The organism is Rhizobium sp. GCM10022189 (assembly GCF_042656325.1).
Classification (GTDB): Bacteria; Pseudomonadota; Alphaproteobacteria; order Rhizobiales; family Rhizobiaceae; genus Rhizobium.
In genome coordinates, this window is record NZ_JBHSOR010000049.1 from 341,867 (window position 1) to 360,684 (window position 18,818).

An 18,818-nucleotide genomic window follows, 5' to 3' on the forward strand; every position below is an offset into this window, starting at 1 on the left:
TCAATCCAATTCCCTAATTATCGTTGCGGCCGCAATGACCGAATATTTTGTTCAGAATGCGTCGATCAGGGGCAAGGAACCGATACGCAAAGGCCTCCGCTGCCTGCAGCGGAGAGCCAGCGGATAGAGGTGCGGGTCACTTGCTCCCGGTCGTATCCTGCGGGTCAAGCAGACGATGCATGTGGACGATGAAATAGCGCATATGCGCATTGTCGACCGTCTGCTGCGCCTTGGCCTTCCAGGCCGTCAGTGCCGTGGCATAGTCGGGGAAAATGCCGACAATATCGAGATCCTTGAGATCCCTGAACTGGGTGCCTTCAAGGTTTTCGAGTTCGCCACCGAAGACGAGATGCAGGAGCTGCTTTTTACCGCCGGAGTCTGTCATTCTTATTCTCTTTCTGCCTATTCTCCTCCGGCCCTTCATCTGAGGGATTTTGACGGAAACGTCAACCGTCTCTTAGATGAGTGAGCAAGTCCAGATATTCATCGAGGCGGGCAATCGGCGCAGCACACAGAGCGTCGTGGCTGACCCTTTCCCTGTTGTAGGTTGCCGGACGGCCCGAGAGATCGACAAGGCGACCGCCGGCGCGATCCAGGATCAGATCGGCCGCGGCAAGATCCCAGTCATGGGCATTGCGCCCGACAAAGGTCGCGTCGAGACGGCCATCGGCCACCATGGCGATACGATAGGCAAGCGAGGGGATGTGTTTGACACGCTCGTTGCGCTCCCGGACGGCAGGCGGCAGGAGCCTGAACAGGTCCTCGCTGACGGCAAGCTGGCTGATATCGCCTTTGCCGCGTGCGGACACGGCGATCGGCCTGCCGTTTTTCAGGGCCGGACCGTCTTCTACCGCCTCATAGAGTTCGTCCAGCGCCGGGGCATAGAGCACGCCCGCGACGGGACGGCCGCGATAGACGATGCCGACACTCACGCACCAGAGATCCTTGCCGGCGAGAAACGCCCGCGTGCCGTCGATCGGATCGACGATGAACAAGGTCTCGTATTGCAGACGGCCGGCATCGTCGTCGGTCTCTTCCGACAGCCAGCCATAATCCGGCCGCGCCCGGCGCAGAACGGCCTCGAGCTTTTCGTTGGCGGCGAAATCGGCAGCGCTGACGGGGGAACGGTCCTCGTTCTTCCACCAGACTTCCGGCGACTTGTTGAAGAAACCGAGTGCGATGGCGCCCGCCTGCCTGGCGGCATCGGCGATCAATGCGAGATCGCCTTGCCAGCGGGACTTTTCCTCATCGCTCATGGCAGGGACCCGTTCGTCAGCGGCCGGCAAGCGTCATGCCTTCGATCGCCAGGGTCGGCGCCGCCACGCCGAACTTGCGGTCGATATCGTTGGCGAGCGTCAGCCGCATGAACATGTCCTTGAGGTTCGAAGCGATCGTCACTTCCGAGACCGGGAAGGTCAGTTCGCCGTTCTCGATCCAGAAGCCGGTCGCGCCGCGGCTATATTCGCCCGTTATCATGTTGACGCCCTGGCCGATGAGTTCGGTGACGTAAAAACCGTTGCCGACGCTGCGGATCAGCTCCTCGGGCGAAATGTCGCCGGGCTCCAGCGCCAGGTTGGTCGAGGCGGGCGTGACGGCGGTACCGCCGCGCACACCGCGGCCATTGGTTTCGAGCCCGCCAATCTCATTTGCGGTCGACGTCGACAGGAACCAGTGCTTGAGCACGCCATCCTCGATCATCACAAGCCGCTCTCCGGAAACGCCTTCGCCGTCGAAGGGACGGGAAGACGGCCCGCGCACGATCAGCGGATCGTCCGTGATCGACAGGCCCGCTTTCAGCACCTGCTGGCCCATCCGGTCGCGCAGGAAGCTCGTCTTGCGGGCGACGGAGGCACCGTTGATGGCGCCGGCGATATGGCCGACGAAACCGCGGGCGATGCGCGGATCGAAGATGACGGTGATATCCTTGCCGGTCGGGACCTGCCGCGGATTGACGCGCTTGACGGCACGCTCGCCGGCCCGCCGGCCGATATCGGCGGGATCGTCGAGCTCGGCATGATAGAGGCGGCTGTCGAAATCATAGTCGCGCTCCATGCCGGTGCCTTCGCCGGCAATGACGCTGACGGAATTGCCGAAGCGCGACGCCATGTAGCTGCCTTCGAAACCGTGCGAAGTGGCGAGCACGAGCCCGCCCATGCCGGCTGACGCGCCCGCACCGGAGGAATTGGTGACACCCTTGACCGCAAGGGCCGCTGCCTCGGCGGCAAGGGCCGCTTCGCGCAGCTGGTCGGCGCCGACCTCGGTCGTATCGAGCAGCTGCAGATCGGGATAGGTTTTCGCAAGCCTGCTCTCATCGGCGAGGCAGGCAAAAGGATCTTCGGGCGAGACCTTGGCCATGGCGACGGCGCGTTCGGCCAGCGCCTGCAGATCGAAGCCCGGATTGGCGGAAACGCTCGCCACCCGCCTGCCGATGAAAACGCGCAGCGAAAAGTCGTCGCTCTCGGAGGACTCGGTTCCTTCGACCTTGCCGAGGCGAACGCTGACCGATTGCGCGCGCGAACGGACGACCACGGCGTCGGCGGCGTCGGCGCCAGCCTTTTTCGCCAGATCGATCAATTGACTTGCACGGGAAAGAAGTGTCGAGGAATCGATTTCAGAGGACATGATTTGGCCTTTCCTTCCCGTTCCATTTATTGTGCACTCCCGAAAGCATCAAGGCCGTGGATGCCGATTCTTTTCCTGGCTGCCTGCTTGCTCCGCCACCGAAAGAAATGAAGCATGTCCGCACCCAACGCGCTTTTCACCGAAACGATCCTGCTGCTCGGCGGCGCGGTCGTGGCTGCACCGATCTTCAAGAAGCTCGGGCTTGGCACGGTTCTCGGCTATCTGGCGGCCGGCATCGTCATCGGGCCGATCTTCCACGGCATCACCGACGGCGAACAGATACTCGACGTTGCCGAGCTCGGCGTCGTCTTCCTGCTGTTCATCATCGGGCTTGAGCTGAAGCCCACCCGCCTCTGGCAGATGCGGCGCGACATTTTCGGCCTCGGCACGGCGCAGGTGGTCTTGACGGGCCTGGTGCTGACGGCGCTTGCCTGGCTTTCCGGCGTGCTCGAATGGCGCGGCAGCATCGTCGCCGGCTTCGGTCTGGCGCTTTCTTCGACGGCATTCGCCATGCAGATCCTCGAAGGCGACGGCGATGTGAATACCCGCTACGGGCAGCGCTCCTTTTCCATGCTGCTGTTTCAGGATCTGGCGATCGTGCCGCTTCTGGCCGTCGTCACCATCCTCGACGGCGACAAGGGCAGCGGCAATCCGCTGGTCGATTTCGGCATCTCGGTTGCGGCGGTCGGTGCGATGATCGTCATGGGCCGATACCTGCTGACGCCCCTCTTCCAGATCATCGCCAGGACCGGGGCGCGCGAGGCGATGATCGCGGCGGCGCTTTTCGTCGTCATGGGCTCGGCGAGCCTGATGCAGCTTGCCGGGCTCTCGATGGCGATGGGCGCTTTCCTGTCCGGCGTCATGCTGGCGGAATCTTCCTACCGGCACGAGCTCGAAGCCGATATCGAACCCTTCCGCGGCGTGCTGCTCGCTATCTTCTTCATTGCCGTCGGCCTGTCGCTCGAACTGCAGGTGCTTCTGGACAACGCACTCTTCATCATCATCGCCGTGCCGGTCATCATGGCCGTGAAGGCGCTGATCATCTACGCGCTCTGCCGCCTGACGCGGTCTTCGCACAACGATGCCGTGCGCATCGCCTTCCTGCTGCCGCAGGGGGGCGAATTCGGCTTCGTGCTCTTCACCACGGCTGCCGTTGCCGGCCTCATGCCAAGCAGCACGGCCTCGCTCCTTGTTGCAATCGTCACGCTTTCGATGGCACTGACGCCGCTCGGTGCCGCACTTTCCAAGCGGATGCTCAACGGCGACGAGCAAGAGGAACTGGACGAGGATTTCGAGGGCGCGGGCGCGGACGTGCTGATGGTCGGCTTCTCGCGTTTCGGGCAGATCGCCGCGCAGATCCTGCTTGCCGGCGGCCGCAGCGTGACCGTGATCGACTTTTCCGCCGACCGCATCCGGCAGGCCTCGTCCTTCGGTTTCCGCATCTATTTCGGTGACGGCACCCGCAAGGACGTGCTGCGTTCGGCCGGTATCGACAAGGCCAAGATCGTGCTCGTCTGCACCCAGAAGAAGGAGATCACCGACAAGGTGGTCGAGTTGATCCAGGCCGATTATCCGCAGACGACGCTCTTCGTGCGCTCCTACGACCGCATCCACTCCATCGAACTGCGCAACAAGGGCGTCGATTACGAGCTGCGCGAGACACTGGAATCCGGCCTGCTCTTCGGCCGGCGCACGCTGGAGGCGCTCGGCGTGTCCGAAGTCGATGCCTATGAAATCGGCGAGGATATCCGCAAGCGCGACGAAGCGCGGCTGGTGCTGCAGGTTTCGGAAGGCAGTCTCCAGGCAGGCAACGATCTCCTGTTTTCGACGCCGATCAAGCCGGAACCGCTGGTCAAGCCGAAACGGGCGACGGAGAGCTTCAACGATCCGTTCTCCAGCAAGGCCGATGTGACGGCGGACGCCTGAGCATCTGCGCATTTCTCATGGAATTGTTCCGGCCTACCGCTTCAGCCGCGCCTCGATTTCCCGGTCGAGCGCATGTTTCAGCTCATCCTTGACGCCGACCGACATGGCGAGCACGTCGCGCGCCTTGAGGAAATCCATGACGCCGGTGCGGCCGACCGTGGGGCGCAGGAAGATATGCGGCCGCAGGAGCTTCAGCTTCAGGGAGATCGCCGCCTGCATCATCAGCTGGCCGGAGCCGAAGATGCTCTCCATGCGGTTCGGAATATGGGTGCCGTCGCCCTCCGGCGCGCCGACGACATCGATGCCGATGACGATATCGGCGATATCCATCAGGCATTCGTAGGGAACGGGATTGGCGATACCGCCGTCGATCATCACCCTTTCGTGCAGCCGGACCGGCATGAAGACGGCGGGAATGGCGGAGGATGCGGCGAGCGCGGGGAACAGCTCGCCATGTTCGGCGATGACCTCGGCCTGGCCGTAATAGTCCGTCGCGATCACCTTCATCGGCACCAGCAGATCCTCGAACCGCTGCGGCAGTTCCGCCGGCAGGAAGGCTTTCAGGATACGTTCCAGATTGAACTGGCCGATGCGGATACCCTTGGCGACCGCGTCGCGCACCGTCGTCGGACGCAATCCCCAGATGCGGCTGACGACGGCGGCCTTGTTGCCGACCGTTGCGAGCGCGTGTTCACGGATCTCCGCGCCCGACATGCCGGCCGCCATGCCGGAGCCCATGATGGCGCCGATTGAGGAACCCGATATCGCCACCGGGCGGATGCCAAGTTCATCCAGCGTTTCGATGATATGGATATGCGAGAGGCCGCGGGCACCGCCGCCGCCAAAGGCGACGGCAACCGTCGGAAGATCGCTGATCGCAGGCGACTTCGGACTGATGATTTCCGACTGCGGCACGATCTGCTCCCAACGGGCCGACTACTGCGGCTGATACCGGAAGAAATGTACTCTTGTATCGCCGAATATTCGGCTTTCGAGGAAAACATAGGAGGGATGCACCGAAACGGCAACATCCGCGCGTTCTTCCAGAACGGTAATCGCGCCGGGCTTGAGCCAGCCGCCGTCGGCAGCCGCCGCAAGCGCCTTCTCGCCGAGCCCCCTGCCATAGGGCGGATCGGCAAAGAGCATGTCGAAAGGCTCGAGATTGCCGATGCTGCCGAGATCGGTCGCATCGCGGCGCAGGATGCGGGTGCGGCCGTGCAGGCCGAGCGCATCGATATTCTCCCAGAGCAGCGCCCTGCCCTCGACGCTGTTTTCGACAAAGAGCGCATGGCGACAGCCGCGCGAAACGGCTTCGAGGCCGACCGCGCCTGTGCCGGCGAACAGATCGAGAATCCGGGTGCCGTCGATGCATTCCGGATAGGCATGGCTCAGAATATTGAACAGGCTCTCACGCGTCCGGTCCGCAGTCGGCCGGATGTCGTTGGATTTTGGTACGGCTAGCGGCCGTCCGCGAAACTCACCGCCGACGATCCGCACCGCGCGTCATTCCCTTGCCTTTCGCACCACCTCTCGACGGCCCGCCGGAAGGCTTGCCGCCGCCCGGCCGATCGCCCTTCGGCTTGCCGGAGAAATTCTTCGTCCCACGGGGCTTGTCCCCGAAAGGCTTGTCGCCGCGGGGGCGTTCTGCGCGACCCTCGCCGCCGAAGCTGCGAGCCGGACGCGCCGGACGGTCTCCACCTTCCTCACGCGGGCGGCGCTCGCCACGCGGCTTGTCGCCGAAAGGCCTGTCGCCACGCGGACGTTCGGAACGGCCTTCGCCGCCGAAACCCCGGGCTGAACGCGGACGCTCGCCGCCTTGGTCACGCGTCGGGCGATCGCCGAAAGAGCGCTTGCGGCCGAAACCTTCGTCCTCGTCGCGCTTGCGCGGCGCTTCGCTCGAACGGATCCACTCGCCGTCCTCTTCACGCACGCGGTTGATCTGCGCACGCGGGCGATCGCCAGTGCGATCGAAACGCGGTTCCTTGGCCGAGGCGGGTGTTTCACCGCGGCGGCGGGCCGTCTGGGCATTCTTGGCCGCCTTGGCTGCCGCCTTTTCGCCGAGCGGACGCGCGCCGGGCGCCATCCAGACATTGGCGTTGCGGCGGCTGCCGAGTGCCGGACGCTTCGGCCGGTCGTCGTCGCCGCGCCGGTCGTCCCTGCGATCATCCCGACGATCATCGCGCTTGGTGTCGAGGCGGCTCAAGGCGCGTTCGCGCTTGTCTTCGTCGCGGCGCGGGCGTTCGCGGCGTTCCGGGGCCGGCTCCTCGGCCTCTTCGGCGGCAACGGCCGGCGCATTGTAGATCGGCGCGTCGAAATTCGCCCTGGCATCCTCGATGAGGCGCGGCCCGAGCTGATCGCGCAGCGTGCGGCCGCGCACCTCGATCACCTGACCCTCCGGCAGTTCGCCGAGCTGGAAAGGACCGTAGGAGACGCGGATCAGGCGGTTGACCTCGAGGCCAAGCGCGCCGAGCACGTTCTTGATTTCGCGGTTCTTTCCTTCCCGCAGGCCCATGGTGATCCAGACGTTGGCGCCTTGCGTGCGGTCGAGCGTGGCTTCGATCGAGCCGTAGAGGACGCCATCGACGGCAATGCCGTCCTTCAGCTTGTCGAGCGCTTCCTGATCGATCTCGCCATGGGCGCGCACGCGGTAACGGCGCAGCCAGCCGGTGGTCGGCAGTTCCAGTGCACGGGCAAGGCCGCCGTCATTGGTGAGCAGCAGCAGGCCCTCGGTATTGATGTCGAGGCGGCCGATCGACATGACGCGCGGCAGTTCTTCCGGCAGGTTGTCGAAGACCGTCGGGCGCCCCTCGGGATCGGAATTGGTCGTCACCAGGCCCGGCGGCTTGTGGTAGAGCCACAGGCGGGTGCGCTCGATGCCGCGGATCGGCACGCCGTCGACCTCGATCTTGTCTTCGAGCGTGACGTTGACGACGGGCGTATCGAGGAGCTTGCCGTTCAGCGTGACGCGACCGTCCATGATCATGCGTTCGATATCGCGACGGGAGGCGACGCCGGCGCGCGCCATCACCTTGGAAATACGCTCCGCCTTGGTGTCGCCATCCGCTTCCTTGGCTGCCACTTTCGCGGAAGCCGCCTTCGGCGGCTTGTCCATACCGGCCTTCGGGCCGCTTTTCGGCCGCGCGTCGCGCGCGGGGGGCCTTGCGCCCGGGCGTTTTGGCTTGTCTTTGAGTGTCATTTGTTGTTTGCCTGCCTTTTGGGCCTGTCTATCAGGTCATGCACCGGCGGTTAAGTGGAAATTCTCGCAAACGTGAAGACAAATCGATTTATGGAGATGGCGCTCAAGGAAGCGCGCGCCGCCGGGGAGCGCGGCGAAGTGCCGATCGGCGCCGTCGTCGTCATCGATGGCGAGGCGGTGGCGCGTTCCGGAAACCGCACGCGCGAACTCAACGACGTGACGGCCCATGCCGAGATCGCGGCGATCCGCATGGCCTGCGACACACTCGGCCAGGAACGGCTTGCCGGCGCCGATCTCTACGTCACGCTGGAGCCCTGCACGATGTGCGCGGCCGCCATTTCCTTCGCCCGCATCCGCAGGCTCTACTACGGTGCGGAAGACCCGAAGGGCGGAGCGGTCGACAACGGCGTGCGTTTCTATGCGCAGCCGACCTGCCATCATGCACCGGAGGTTTATTCCGGCTTCAACGAAACCGAGTCGGCGGATATGCTGAGGGCATTCTTTTCCGAAAGGAGAGACGCACCATGATCCTTGCCATCGCAACAATCATCGTCATGGGCGGCGTTGCCGCCTATGCCAACCGGACCGTCGCGCCCGGTATCGCGAAGCTGCCGATGCAATGGTCCTTGAAGGGAGGCGTGAACTGGACGGCGCCGCGAAGGATCGCTTTTGCCGTCATTCCAGCGCTTGCGGCTGCGGTCCTGGGCGCAATCCTGCTTTCGGGCGCGGCACAGCTTTCGGACATTGCGCTGATATCGGGCGTCTTCCTGTCCAGCCAGCTGCTGCACATCACGCTGACGCAGCGCTGGTTCACGGCGTCGCGCCGCTGACACGTCTTATTGGAGGATCTGCCACCACTTGGTGCCGCTGCCGGCAACAGCCGCATCCTTCTTGCGCTGCTTGTCCTTCTTCTGCTCCGGCGTGCCGAGGTCATCGAGCTTGGCCGGGTCGTCGACGGCGCGATATTCGGTCGGCGGATCGGAAATGTAGCGGCGCTGGTCGATATAGGCACCCTTCTGCAGGGCGCGCGCTTCGCGATAGGCCTGGGTCTGGGCTTCGGTCGTCTGGCGGCCACCTTCGATGGCGGAGCTGGCGAGCGGCGAGCGATAGCTCGGATTGTCCGAATTTTCGTCGGCTTCCTTGACGAGGCGGGCGCGGGCCTCTTCCGGCGATTCAACCCATTGCGGATTGTCCTTGTTCGCCACATTCTGCTGCGGCGCCACGAGGGTTTCCTTCTGGTCCGACGCAGGCATGACCAGTGTCGGACGCGGCGTGTACTTCACGCCGGCATTCTTCGGGCCGGGGCCGGTCAGCGAAACGGACTGGCCGAGGTCGTCGGCAAGCTGTTCCATTGCGGTCTTGTCGGTGCCGTAGGTCGGGCTGCTGGCGCAGCCGGACATCATGGAGCTTGCCGCCATGACAACAGACAGGCAGGCGCCCAAACGGAACCAATGCGTCGCTAACATGAAAACCCTTCCCGCATGCCGGAATCAGTACTGCCCACCGGACAATCGTCCCCCTGACGCAAAAATCCGGCCATTTTCAGGCAGCTTTTACCGGATGAACGCCGCAAAGGCAATTCACCCGGCAAATATCTTCAGGCCGTGATGCCAAGTTCGCGCAGTGCCGCGGCATCACGCGCCGAAACGTCGGGATAGTCGGGATCGGAGCCGACATCGGTGGTGATACGCCAGGAGCGGGCGCATTTCACGCCTTCGGCCAGCTTCGGAACGACCGCGACGTCAGCGACTTCCGGCAGCCGGAAGGCATCGGCCGGGCCGGCGCTCGCCTCGATCGTGATGCCGGAAGTGATGCAGACTTCGCTGAAATCCTGCCCTTCGAGCGCCTTCATGAGGTCCGCATCGGCGACATGCACGACAGGGGCCGCTTCCAGCGAGGAGCCGATGCGCTTGTCCTTGCGCTCGATTTCGAGCGCGCCGGTGACGACGCTGCGGATCGCGCGGATCTTCTTCCACTTCTCGGCCAGGGCATCGTTGCGCCATTGCGGAGCGACCGGAGCGAACTGCTCCAGATGAACGGAAACGGCGGAAGGATTGCGCGAGAGCCAGGCCTCTTCCGTGGTGAAAGGCAGCATCGGCGCAAGCCATGTCACCATGCAATCGAAGATCGTGCGGATGACATAAAGCGCCGAGCGGCGGCGAAGGCTGGAGGGCGCATCGCAGTAGAGCGCGTCCTTGCGGACGTCGAAATAGAAGGCCGACAGCTCGACATTGGCGAAGTCGATGAGCGCGCGGGCGATCTTCTTGAACTCGAAACTATCATAACCTTCGCGCACGAGCTGATCGAGCTCGGACAGGCGGTGCAGCATCAGCTGCTCCAGTTCCGGCAGGTCGGCAAGCGCGATGACCTCGCCCTTGTCGTGCGCCAGCGTGCCGAGCATCCAGCGGATGGTGTTGCGCAGCTTGCGATAGGCATCGACGTTGGTCTGGATGATCGTCTTGCCGAGGCGCTGGTCTTCCCAATAGTCGGTGGTCATGACCCACAGACGCAGGATATCGGCGCCGGCATCCTTCATGACGTCCTGCGGGGAGACGACGTTGCCCTTCGACTTCGACATCTTCTCGCCCTTCTCATCCATGGTGAAGCCATGGGTGATGACGGCGTTATAGGGCGCACGGCCACGCGTCGCAGCCGATTCCAGCAGCGAGGAATGGAACCAGCCGCGATGCTGGTCGGAACCCTCAAGGTAGACATCGGCCGGCCATTTCAGGTCGGCGCGGTCTTCCAGCGTGAAGGTATGCGTCGAGCCCGAGTCGAACCAGACATCGAGGATATCCATGACCTGCGACCACTTGGCCGGGTCATGTTCGTTGCCGAGGAACCGCTCCTTGGCGCCTTCGGCAAACCAGGCGTCGGCGCCCTCGGCATCGAACGCATCGAGGATGCGCTGGTTGACGGCATCGTCCTGCAGCACTGTGCCGTGCTCGTCGACGAAGACGCAGATCGGCACGCCCCAGGCGCGCTGACGGGAAAGAACCCAGTCGGGGCGCTGCTCGATCATGGCGCGCAGGCGGTTCTGGCCGGCAGCCGGCACGAAGCGCGTGTCGTCGATCGCCTTCAGCGCGCGGGTGCGCAGCGTCGTGCCGTCGGCCAGCGTCTTGTCCATGTAGACGAACCACTGCGGCGTGTTGCGGAAGATGACCGGCTTCTTGGAGCGCCAGGAATGCGGATATTGATGCTTCAGGCGGCCGCGGGCAAAGAGCGCGTTGGCCTCGATCAGCGCCTTGATGACCCGGTCGTTGGCATCGCCCTTCTTGCCGTTGTCGTCGATGACGCGCGCGCCTTCGAAGCCGGGGGCGTCGGCGGTGTAGAAGCCGCCGTCATCGACCGGGAACGGGATCTTTGTGTCGATGCCGCGGGCCTCGATTTCACGGCCATGCGCCATCCAGACGTCAAAGTCCTCGCGGCCATGGCTCGGCGCAGTGTGCACAAAACCGGTACCAGCATCGTCGGTAACGTGGTCGCCGGCAAGCAGTGGCACATCGAATTCGTAGCCACCGCCAAGGCCCTTCAGAGGATGAGCGCAGGTGATACCGGCGAGGTCGTCGGCAGTGACATCGGCGAGGCGCTTGTACTGCAGCTTGGACTTGGCGAAGGATTCCTCAGCGAGCCGGTCAGCGAGAACAAGCTTCTCGCCCGGACGCGGGCCGAAATCGTTCTCGGCAGCTGTGACTTCGTACAGGCCATAAGCGACGCGCGACGAATAGGCGATCGCCCGGTTGCCGGGGATCGTCCAGGGCGTGGTGGTCCAGATGACGACGAAGGCGTCCTTGAGGGCATCGGAGCCCTTGGCGACCGGGAACTTCACCCAGATCGTGTCGCTCTCATAGTCATGATATTCGACTTCCGCTTCCGCCAGCGCCGTACGCTCCACGACCGACCACATGATCGGCTTGGAGCCGCGGTAGAGCTGGCCGCTCTTCGCGATCTTAAGCAACTCACCGGCGATGCGGCTTTCCGCGTGGAAATTCATCGTCAGGTACGGATTCTCGAAATCGCCGACGATGCCGAGACGCTGGAACTCGCCACCCTGGATGGCGATCCACTTTTCGGCATAGGCGCGGCATTCGCGGCGGAATTCGATCATCGCCGAGGGCTCGCTCAGGTCAGGCTTGGCCTTGCCCTTGGCGCGATAGTTTTCTTCCTCGATCTTCCATTCGATCGGCAGGCCGTGGCAGTCCCAGCCGGGAACGTAGTTGGAGTCGTAACCGCGCATCTGGAAGGAGCGGGTGATGACATCCTTGAGGATCTTGTTCAGCGCGTGGCCGATGTGGATGTTGCCGTTGGCATAGGGCGGGCCGTCGTGCAGGACGAATTTTTCGCGGCCGGCGGCGGAAGCCCGCAGCTTCTTGTAGAGGTCCATCTGCTGCCAGCGGGCAACGAGTTCCGGCTCCTTCTGCGGCAGGCCGGCGCGCATCGGAAAATCCGTCTCGGGCAGATAGAGGGTCTTCGAATAATCGATCTTTTCGGCTGTGTCGGTCATGTGTGACAATCGTTTCTGGCGGCCCGGACGGGCGCGCGGACATCAAATCTATGGTGACGGAAAGCGCTCGCTCAATCCAAGCGCCAAAAACCCGGACCTTCCGGCCGCTCAGCGCGCGCGGAAGACCGGGCCGATAATTCGTATCGAATGCGCCAGCCGGAATTTACTCATCGCGCCGGTTCATAGGCGCTTTTCGGCGGAAAAGGAAGAGGGATTTCAGGCCCGCAACCTTACGAAAGGCCGAACGCCCGCCGCATGAAAAGACGACCGGCGGATGGCGGCGACGCGCCATGGCCGCGATTTTCCCGCTTCCGCTGCAAAAATCCCAAGAGCCTGTCGAATTCCTCGTTGCCCGAACGTCTTTGACTCGCGGGCATGGGAAATTCATCATGCCGATCGAACCCGCAAGGAGTGATGAGGATATGAACAGTTCCTATCGTTGGGTTATCGTCGCGGCCGGCGCGCTGATGACGTGTGTCGCGCTCGGCGCCATGTTTTCTCTCGCCATTTTCCAGCAGCCGATCGCGGATGCAACCGGCTGGTCGCATGCCGGCATTGCCAGCGCCATGACGCTGAATTTCATCGTCATGGGTATCGGCGGCTTCTTCTGGGGCGCGGCCAGCGACCGTTTCGGGCCGCGGCCGGTGGTGCTGATCGGCTCCGTCATCCTCGGGCTGGCGCTGGTGCTTGCCAGCCGGGCGGAAACGCTGCTGCAATTTCAATTGACCTATGGCGTGCTCGTCGGGCTTTCGGCCAGCGCCTTCTTCGCGCCGATGATCGCGGCCACGACGGAATGGTTCGACGAGAACCGCGGCCTTGCCGTCTCGCTGGTTTCGGCCGGCATGGGTGTGGCGCCAATGACGATCTCGCCCTTCGCACGCTGGCTCATCACCGCCTACGAGTGGCGCCCGGCAATGATGGTCATCGGCATCGGCGCGCTGATCCTGATGATCCCGGCAGCGCTTCTCGTGCGTCGCCGTCCGTCCCCGCCCGTCGAGACGCATGAGGCGATCGTGCCGGCCGATGGCGGCGTTCCCAATCTGTGGCGGGTTTTCCGTTCGCCGCAGTTCATCGTGCTCGGGCTCACCTTCTTTGCCTGCTGCGCGGCCCATTCCGGGCCGATCTTCCATATGGTGAGTTATGCCACGCTCTGCGGCGTCGCCCCGATGGCCGCCGTCAGCATCTACAGCGTCGAGGGTCTTGCCGGTCTTGGCGGGCGCCTGCTCTATGGCACGCTGGCGGACAGGATCGGCGTGAAGCCGGTCATCATCGCGGGATTGCTGATACAGGCGACAGCGCTTGCCACCTATCTCGCCGTCAGCAGGCTTGGGGAATTCTACGTGCTTGCCGTCATTTTCGGCAGCGCCTATGGCGGCGTCATGCCGCTCTATGCGGTGCTGGCGCGCGAATATTTCGGCCCGCGCATCATCGGCACGGTTTTCGGGGCGGCGACCATGCTGTCAAGCATCGGCATGGCCTTCGGCCCGCTGATCGGCGGCTGGATCTACGATAGCTATGCCAATTATTCGTGGCTGTTCATCGGGTCGGCGCTGGTCGGGCTCGGTGCTGCGGCAATCGCGCTCGCCTTCCCGCCGCTGCCGCGGCAGAAGGCGCAGCCGGCGCTTGGTGCCGCCTAAGCATTTTCAATAAACCGCTACGCAGTTTTGCCGGAATTGCTTTCGAAACAGAGCTTCCTGTCGAGTTCGCCGAGCGGCCTGACACCTGAGAGAAGCGCTCTGGCCTCTTCCTCGTCGCGCCTGATCTGCGCGACGAGCGGGTCGAGCCCGTCGAATTTCAGCTCGGGGCGCAGATAGCCGAAGAAAGAGACCGAGCAGATCTGGCCATAGAGATCGCCGCTGAAATCGAAGAGATAGGTTTCGAGCAGCGGCGCGCCGTTTTCCGTCACCGTCGGGCGGCGGCCGTAGCTTGCCACCGCATCGTAAAGCTTGCCGTTTTCGAGACGGAAGCGGACGGCATAGATGCCGGCCGCCAGTTCGGCCTCCGGCGGCAGCTGCATGTTGGCGGTCGGGAAGCCCAGCTGACGGCCGAGCTTTTCGCCGTCGATGACCTGCGCCTCAACCGTATAATGATAGCCGAGCATGGCCGCGACGGCCGAAACATCGCCCTCCTTCAGGAGCGCGCGGATATGGCTGGAGGAAACGACGTCGGTATTTTCGTCGCGGAAGGCATCGATCAAGGTGACGCCGAAACCGTAGCGGTTGCCGGCATCCATCAGAAAGGCAGGCCCGCCCTCGCGGCCGCGGCCAAAATGGAAATCGAAACCGGTCACGACTTGCGATGCGCCGAGCCAGTCCTTCAGGATGGAATGGATGAAATCTTCCGCCGAACGCTGCGAGAATTCATGGTCGAAAGGATATTCGATGACGGCGTTGAAGCCGAGCTCTTCCAGAATGCGCGCCTTGAAGGGCGCCGGCGTCAGGCGGAAGACGGGCGCATCCGGTTTGAAGACGGTGCGCGGATGCGGCTCGAAAGTCAGCACCAGGGCGGGCACGCCCCGCTCCCTTGCGATTTCAAGCGCCCGGTTCAGCACCGACTGGTGGCCGCGATGGACGCCGTCGAAATTGCCGATGGCGATGACGCCGCCTTTCAGATGCTCGGGCAGCGGATCTCGGGTTTCATTGCGGTGGAACACGGTCATCGGCTTCGTTTCTCTTATGCGAGGCGCGGCATCCACCACTTGGGTGCGGCTTTTTCCCGTTCGAGATAGGCATGCAGGATCGCCTCGTCGGTCTCGCCATCAAGCGTATATTCCTTCGCGTGGATACCGCCGCTGATGTAGAGAAGGTCGAGGCCATAATTCAAGGCGCCGCGCACATCCGTCGGCATGCCGTCGCCGATCGCCAGAACGCGGTCGATCGGGAAATCGCCGCGCACTTCGCGGGCAGCGGCAAGGGTCGCCTCATAGATCGGCCGGTGCGGCTTGCCGGCAATGCGGGTGGAACCGCCGAGCTGCTCGTAATAGGCGGCCATGGCGCCGGCGCAGGGAATGATGCGGTGGCCGCGCTCGACCACGAGATCGGGATTGGCGCAGATCATCGGCACGTTGCGGGCTTTGAAATCCACGAGCATGTCGGTGTAGTCCTCCGGCGTCTGCGTCTCGTCGTCGAAGAAGCCGGTGCAGACGACGGAGGTGGCTTCGCCCGCGGGCGCGCGCTCGATATCGAGACCTTCGAGGATCGGATTGTCGCGCTCGGGGCCGAGCAGGAAGACTTCGCGCGGACCTTCGGCGATCAGCGCCCGGGTGACGTCGCCAGAGGTGACGATGCGGTCATAGGCGCCATCGGGCACGCCGATCTGGCGCAGCTGCTCGACGACCTGCCAGGAGACGCGCGGCGAATTGGTGATGAGAACGACGGTCAGGCCGGCGGCGCGGGCAGCCTCAAGCGCCTCGCCTGCTTTTGGAAACGGATCGACGCCGTTATGGACGACACCCCAGACATCACAGAGCACCACGTCATATCGATCGGTGATCTCGGAGAAGTTCGCAATCCGCTTTGCCATTCCGCTTTCCTGCTTCGCTTTCAGCCATCGGTGACATTGCAAAGGCGGGCTTCAATGGCAAGGCATTTTCTCACCCGGAGGAAGAAGGTCAGAGTCTGGAAAGCCGAACGTGCGCAACGTTCGGCAAGCGGCGCGGGACAAATCCCGCCCTCTTCACAATTCCGGCACAAAAATCCGTGAAGGCTCTTCTTGACTCCTTCCGGAGCCATCCCTAAATGCACGGCGCTAGCACTCACGGGAGTTGAGTGCTAACATCCTCCATGTGGGCCACCCCGGTCCGCAGATGTCATTTGATCGAGGGATTAGACAATGGCAAGCACCAATTTCCGTCCGCTTCACGATCGCGTCGTCGTCCGTCGCGTTGAATCCGAAGAGAAGACCAAGGGCGGCATCATCATCCCGGATACCGCTAAGGAAAAGCCGCAGGAAGGCGAAATCGTCGCTGTCGGCACCGGCGCTCGCGACGAGTCCGGCAAGGTCGTTCCGCTTGATGTCAAGGCCGGCGACCGCGTTCTGTTCGGCAAGTGGTCGGGCACGGAAGTCAAGATCAACGGCGAAGACCTTCTGATCATGAAGGAAGCCGACATCATGGGCATCATCGGCTGATCGGCCGGTTGTCTTTCATCTGATATCGCTGACACCCCTTTTTTGGAGTTCTCAAAATGGCAGCTAAAGAAGTAAAATTCGGCCGCGGCGCGCGCGAAAAGATGCTGCGCGGCGTCGATATCCTCGCTGACGCAGTGAAGGTAACCCTCGGTCCGAAGGGCCGCAACGTCGTTATCGACAAGTCCTTCGGCGCTCCGCGCATCACCAAGGACGGTGTTTCGGTCGCCAAGGAAATCGAACTTGAAGACAAGTTCGAAAACATGGGCGCCCAGATGGTCCGCGAAGTTGCTTCGAAGACCAACGACGTCGCCGGCGACGGCACCACGACTGCAACGGTTCTCGCACAGGCCATCGTTCGCGAAGGCGCAAAGGCAGTTGCCGCCGGCATGAACCCGATGGACCTCAAGCGCGGTATCGACCTCGCTGTTGCTGAAGTCGTCAAGGATCTCCAGGCCAAGGCCAAGAAGATCAACACGTCGGAAGAAGTTGCCCAGGTCGGCACGATCTCCGCAAACGGCGAAAAGCAGATCGGTCTCGACATTGCCGAAGCAATGCAGAAGGTCGGCAACGAAGGCGTTATCACCGTCGAAGAAGCCAAGACCGCCGAAACCGAACTCGAAGTCGTCGAAGGCATGCAGTTCGACCGCGGCTATCTCAGCCCCTACTTCGTCACCAACCCGGAAAAGATGGTTGCTGACCTCGAAGACGCCTTCATCCTCCTGCACGAAAAGAAGCTCTCGAACCTGCAGTCCATGCTCCCGGTTCTCGAAGCTGTCGTTCAGACCGGCAAGCCGCTCCTCATCATCGCTGAAGACGTCGAAGGCGAAGCTCTTGCAACGCTCGTCGTCAACAAGCTGCGCGGCGGCCTGAAGATTGCTGCTGTCAAGGCTCCGGGCTTCGGCGACCGCCGCAAGGCCATGCTCGAAGACATCGCCATCCTGACGGGCGGCACCGTCATCTCCGAAGACCTCGGCATCAAGCTCGAGTCGGTCACGCTCGACATGCTCGGCCGCACCAAGAAGGTCTCGATCTCCAAGGAAAACACCACGATCGTCGACGGCGCCGGCTCCAAGGCCGACATCGAAGGCCGTGTTGCCCAGATCAAGGCCCAGATCGAAGAAACCACCTCCGACTACGACCGCGAAAAGCTGCAGGAACGTCTTGCCAAGCTCGCCGGCGGTGTTGCCGTTATCCGCGTCGGCGGTTCGACGGAAGTCGAAGTAAAGGAAAAGAAGGACCGCATCGACGACGCCCTCAACGCGACGCGCGCTGCTGTTCAGGAAGGTATCGTACCGGGCGGCGGCGTCGCTCTGCTGCGTTCTTCCACCAAGATCAAGGCCAAGGGCGCCAACGAGGACCAGGAAGCCGGCATCAACATCGTTCGCCGCGCCCTCCAGGCTCTGGTTCGCCAGATCGCTGAAAACGCAGGCGACGAAGCTTCGATCGTTGTCGGCAAGATCCTCGACAAGAACGAAGACAACTACGGCTACAACGCCCAGACCGGCGAATATGGCGACCTGATCCAGCTCGGCATCGTCGACCCGGTCAAGGTTGTCCGCACGGCTCTGCAGAACGCAGCTTCGGTTGCTTCGCTGCTGATCACCACGGAAGCCATGATCGCCGAGCTGCCGAAGAAGGACGCTCCGGCAATGCCGGGCGGCATGGGCGGCATGGGCGGTATGGACATGATGTAAGACGCCAGAGGCGTCTTGCACCAGCGTCCATGAAACCGCCCATCATCCAAAGGTGGTTCAGCGCGACAAGCGCGCTGAACGGGCGGTATGGACATGATGTAAGACCCCTGGGTCATGCATCTGAACCATCCAGTTCAGGAGGGGCGGTCTTCGGGCCGCCCTTTTTATTCAAGCGATTCGAAAAACACCGCATTTACGGGCCACTTGAACGTTTAACTTGCCCTCTGGAGCCAAGTTTTTATCCGAGGCTTTCGCGAAGCTTGCGTTGCCGCACATTTCTTCACTTGCGAAGAATTCGCCGACAAGGCGCATAATTTACGAGGATTGCATGTTTTGCCGCGAGTGAAACCGTTTCCACAGCGCGTGAAGCTGAATACCGGCCACGAAATTGGCTGAAAACCTGCAAATCCACGGAAAATCCTGACCATAACGCCATGCCAACGCCCCCGAAAAAGCCGTTGCCGTTTGCGCAAAAGCTCCTATAAATCCGCGCTGCAATTGACGTTCGGCCCGGATGAAGCTCGCCGCAGACGAGACCGGAACGCGCCAAAGGCCAAGCGTGAACATTCGGGCTTCGAAGGTCTCCGCGAACATATGAGAGTAAACCTTGCGAGAGGTACTCGGCGGCAGCCATCTGGTGCCGGGCCGAAAGCTTGTTTTCGCAAGGTACAAGCACAGGCATGATGCCTGGCGCTACGTGATCCTGTTTCTTTGTGTTTGCCGAGTGCGCGGCATGGAAGCCGCGCCC

The 18,818-nt window shown here is 62.8% G+C and carries 17 protein-coding genes; 6 read left to right on the forward strand and 11 right to left on the reverse strand.

Going from position 1 to position 18,818, the window contains the following annotated elements:
- Positions 1-136: 136 nt before the first annotated feature.
- The 3 genes from ACFPWW_RS22770 to ACFPWW_RS22780 all read right to left on the reverse strand — a co-directional run bounded on the left by ACFPWW_RS22770 (position 137) and on the right by ACFPWW_RS22780 (position 2,622).
- Positions 137-385 (reverse strand): DUF4170 domain-containing protein, encoded by a 249-nt coding sequence (locus tag ACFPWW_RS22770; protein ID WP_112571033.1) that lies wholly within the window; start codon positions 383-385, stop codon positions 137-139.
- A gap of 61 nt (positions 386-446) precedes the next feature.
- Positions 447-1,256: a 3'(2'),5'-bisphosphate nucleotidase CysQ gene (locus tag ACFPWW_RS22775; protein WP_377313280.1), complete on the reverse strand. Its 810-nt coding sequence runs from the start codon at positions 1,254-1,256 to the stop codon at positions 447-449.
- Positions 1,257-1,272: 16 nt separating this feature from the next.
- A complete protein-coding gene (locus ACFPWW_RS22780; RefSeq protein ID WP_112571031.1) occupies positions 1,273-2,622 on the reverse strand; it encodes a TldD/PmbA family protein in 1,350 nt (449 codons plus the stop codon).
- A 114-nt stretch (positions 2,623-2,736) separates the two neighbouring features.
- Here ACFPWW_RS22780 and ACFPWW_RS22785 point away from each other — a divergent pair, with 114 nt between their 5' ends.
- Positions 2,737-4,548: a monovalent cation:proton antiporter-2 (CPA2) family protein gene (locus ACFPWW_RS22785; RefSeq protein WP_377313281.1), complete on the forward strand. Its 1,812-nt coding sequence runs from the start codon at positions 2,737-2,739 to the stop codon at positions 4,546-4,548.
- A 33-nt stretch (positions 4,549-4,581) separates the two neighbouring features.
- On the opposite strand, the gene ACFPWW_RS22790 is transcribed toward ACFPWW_RS22785, so the two are convergent.
- The 3 genes from ACFPWW_RS22790 to ACFPWW_RS22800 are packed head-to-tail and all read right to left on the reverse strand — an operon-like array spanning position 4,582 to position 7,744.
- Entirely contained in the window at positions 4,582-5,463 is an 882-nt protein-coding gene (locus ACFPWW_RS22790) for a patatin-like phospholipase family protein (RefSeq protein ID WP_377313283.1), read from the reverse strand.
- Positions 5,464-5,484: 21 nt separating this feature from the next.
- Positions 5,485-6,045 (reverse strand): 16S rRNA (guanine(966)-N(2))-methyltransferase RsmD, encoded by a 561-nt coding sequence (gene rsmD / locus ACFPWW_RS22795; protein WP_112571025.1) that lies wholly within the window; start codon positions 6,043-6,045, stop codon positions 5,485-5,487.
- Positions 6,026-7,744, reverse strand: a complete 1,719-nt coding sequence (locus ACFPWW_RS22800) for a pseudouridine synthase (RefSeq protein ID WP_377313285.1) — start codon at positions 7,742-7,744, stop codon at positions 6,026-6,028. The genes rsmD and ACFPWW_RS22800 overlap by 20 nt, the downstream gene beginning before the upstream one ends.
- 90 nt (positions 7,745-7,834) lie before the next feature.
- On the opposite strand from ACFPWW_RS22800, the gene ACFPWW_RS22805 reads away from it, so the two are divergent.
- The gene (locus ACFPWW_RS22805; protein WP_112571021.1) at positions 7,835-8,272 is read left to right on the forward strand and encodes a nucleoside deaminase; all 438 of its coding nucleotides are present in this window, start codon (positions 7,835-7,837) and stop codon (positions 8,270-8,272) included.
- Entirely contained in the window at positions 8,269-8,574 is a 306-nt protein-coding gene (locus ACFPWW_RS22810; RefSeq protein ID WP_112571019.1) for a hypothetical protein, read from the forward strand. The genes ACFPWW_RS22805 and ACFPWW_RS22810 overlap by 4 nt, the downstream gene beginning before the upstream one ends.
- 6 nt (positions 8,575-8,580) lie before the next feature.
- On the opposite strand, the gene ACFPWW_RS22815 is transcribed toward ACFPWW_RS22810, so the two are convergent.
- Together ACFPWW_RS22815 and ileS are read right to left on the reverse strand one after the other, a co-directional pair.
- Positions 8,581-9,210, reverse strand: a complete 630-nt coding sequence (locus tag ACFPWW_RS22815; RefSeq protein ID WP_377313287.1) for a hypothetical protein — start codon at positions 9,208-9,210, stop codon at positions 8,581-8,583.
- Positions 9,211-9,341: 131 nt separating this feature from the next.
- The gene (gene ileS / locus ACFPWW_RS22820) at positions 9,342-12,248 is read right to left on the reverse strand and encodes an isoleucine--tRNA ligase (RefSeq protein WP_377313289.1); all 2,907 of its coding nucleotides are present in this window, start codon (positions 12,246-12,248) and stop codon (positions 9,342-9,344) included.
- A 422-nt stretch (positions 12,249-12,670) separates the two neighbouring features.
- Between ileS and ACFPWW_RS22825 the strand changes: the two genes are divergently transcribed.
- Positions 12,671-13,885: an MFS transporter gene (locus ACFPWW_RS22825; protein ID WP_377313833.1), complete on the forward strand. Its 1,215-nt coding sequence runs from the start codon at positions 12,671-12,673 to the stop codon at positions 13,883-13,885.
- A 17-nt stretch (positions 13,886-13,902) separates the two neighbouring features.
- Here the strand turns inward: ACFPWW_RS22825 and ACFPWW_RS22830 are convergent, their stop codons facing one another.
- Together ACFPWW_RS22830 and ACFPWW_RS22835 are read right to left on the reverse strand one after the other, a co-directional pair.
- Positions 13,903-14,907, reverse strand: a complete 1,005-nt coding sequence (locus ACFPWW_RS22830; protein ID WP_112571013.1) for a bifunctional riboflavin kinase/FAD synthetase — start codon at positions 14,905-14,907, stop codon at positions 13,903-13,905.
- 14 nt (positions 14,908-14,921) lie between these two features.
- Entirely contained in the window at positions 14,922-15,770 is an 849-nt protein-coding gene (locus ACFPWW_RS22835; RefSeq protein ID WP_112571011.1) for a TIGR01459 family HAD-type hydrolase, read from the reverse strand.
- Positions 15,771-16,079: 309 nt separating this feature from the next.
- Between ACFPWW_RS22835 and groES the strand changes: the two genes are divergently transcribed.
- A complete protein-coding gene (groES, locus tag ACFPWW_RS22840) occupies positions 16,080-16,376 on the forward strand; it encodes a co-chaperone GroES (RefSeq protein WP_112571009.1) in 297 nt (98 codons plus the stop codon).
- A gap of 56 nt (positions 16,377-16,432) precedes the next feature.
- Positions 16,433-18,070, forward strand: coding sequence for a chaperonin GroEL (groL, locus tag ACFPWW_RS22845; protein WP_112571007.1), 1,638 nt, complete (start codon positions 16,433-16,435; stop codon positions 18,068-18,070).
- Positions 18,071-18,385: 315 nt separating this feature from the next.
- Here groL and ACFPWW_RS22850 read toward each other — a convergent pair whose 3' ends face one another.
- Positions 18,386-18,637 carry a hypothetical protein gene (locus ACFPWW_RS22850; RefSeq protein WP_162706976.1) on the reverse strand — a complete coding sequence of 84 codons (252 nt, stop codon included), beginning with the start codon at positions 18,635-18,637 and terminating at the stop codon, positions 18,386-18,388.
- Between the last annotated feature and the right edge of the window lie 181 nt (positions 18,638-18,818).